The sequence below is a fragment of the Nocardia otitidiscaviarum NBRC 14405 genome, from assembly GCF_000308635.1.
Taxonomy (GTDB): domain Bacteria; phylum Actinomycetota; class Actinomycetes; order Mycobacteriales; family Mycobacteriaceae; genus Nocardia; species Nocardia otitidiscaviarum.
In genome coordinates, this window is record NZ_BAGD01000051.1 from 1 (window position 1) to 1,499 (window position 1,499).

Annotated in this window: 2 protein-coding genes; one reads left to right on the top strand and one right to left on the bottom strand. The window is 65.6% G+C overall.

The genetic code is table 11. The features are described from left to right. Window positions 1-86 precede the first annotated feature (86 nt). Window positions 87-503: an IS200/IS605 family transposase gene (tnpA, locus tag ON31_RS09540; protein WP_039811734.1), complete on the bottom strand. Its 417-nt coding sequence runs from the start codon at window positions 501-503 to the stop codon at window positions 87-89. A 25-nt stretch (window positions 504-528) separates the two neighbouring features. Here tnpA and ON31_RS09545 point away from each other — a divergent pair. Further along, a partial coding sequence (locus tag ON31_RS09545) for an RNA-guided endonuclease InsQ/TnpB family protein (protein WP_039811738.1) occupies window positions 529-1,499 on the top strand: 971 nt, incomplete at its 3' end.

The window sequence follows — 1,499 nt, forward strand, 5'->3', positions numbered from 1 at the left end:
TCGGCTACCGGGTGTGGGCCAGTGCGCCGCCCTTCAGGGCGGTGGTGAAGGTCCACGCGGGAGGGCCGCCGAGGCCCGAGTGTGCTCTAGACCGGACGGTCCTGCTGTTCGATGTACTGCCGCACGATCGACAGCGGCGCACCGCCGACCGACCCGGCGAAGTAGGAACCCGACCACAACCGGTTTGCGCGCCAGTAATGGCGCACGAGGTCGGGGAACTCTTGGCGCAGCCGTCGAGAAGACACCCCCTTGAGCGAGTTCACGAGCTTGGACACAGCGACCTTCGGGGGGAAGTTCACCAGCAGGTGCACATGGTTGGCCTCGCCGTTGAACTCGACCAGCTCGACCTCGAAGTCGGAGCACACCGCCCGCATGATCTCCTCGGCCCGTTTCAGGTGCCGGTCGGTGAAGACCGGATGCCGGTACTTCGTCACGAAAACCAAATGCGCGTGAAGTATGAAAACACAATGCCTGCCTGTGCGTATGTCACTGTACTCGCCCACAAACCAATACGGTTCAGTGTGAATTGTGCAGCTCCGGTACAACTTCCGCGTCTACCCGACGCCCGGCCAGCGGATCGCGCTGGGACAGGCGTTCGGGTGCGCGCGGGTCGTGTACAACGACGGACTGCGTGCCCGGCGGGAGGCATTCGAGTCCGGACAGCGGATCGGCGACGCCGAACTGTCCACACGGTTGACCGAGGCGAAGAACACTCCGGAACGTGCGTGGCTGTCGGAGGTTTCGTCGGTGGTGTTGCAGCAGGCGTTAGCCGACTTGAACAGCGCCTACCGGAATTTCTTCGCCTCGGTCACCGGGAAACGCAAGGGCGGCAAGGTCGCCCCGCCACGGTTCCGGTCCCGCAAGGACAACCGGCAAGCGATCCGGTTCACGCGCAACGCCCGGTTCGTTGTGACGGCGGCGGGGAAGCTGCGCCTGCCGAAGATCGGCGACGTCCCGGTCCGCTGGTCGCGGGAGCTGCCGTCGGCCCCGTCGTCGGTGACGATCATCCGGGACGCGGCGGGCCGGTACTTCGCGTCGTTCGTGGTCGACGTGGACCCGCGACCGTTGCCGTCGGTCGATTCCGAGCTCGGTATCGACCTGGGCCTGTCGACGTTCGCGGTCGGGTCGGACGGGAAGATGATCACCTCCCCGCGTTTCCTGCGGCAGGCCGAACGCCGCCTACGGAAGGCGCAGAAAGCGTTGTCCCGCAAGGACAAGGGCTCCAAGAACCGGGCGAAGGCCCGGCGCAAGGTCGCTCGCGCTCACGCGAAAGTGGCCGACACCCGGCGGGATTGGGCACACAAGCAGTCCACGATGATCATCCGCGATAACCAAGCGGTGTACGTCGAGGACCTGTGCATCAAAGGATTGGCTCGCACCCGCCTGGCGAAGTCGGTGCACGATGCCGGGTGGGGCATGTTCGTTCGCATGCTGGAGGAGAAAGCCGCCCGGTACGGGCGGCAGTTCTCCAAGGTGGATCGCTGGTTCCCGTCCACCCG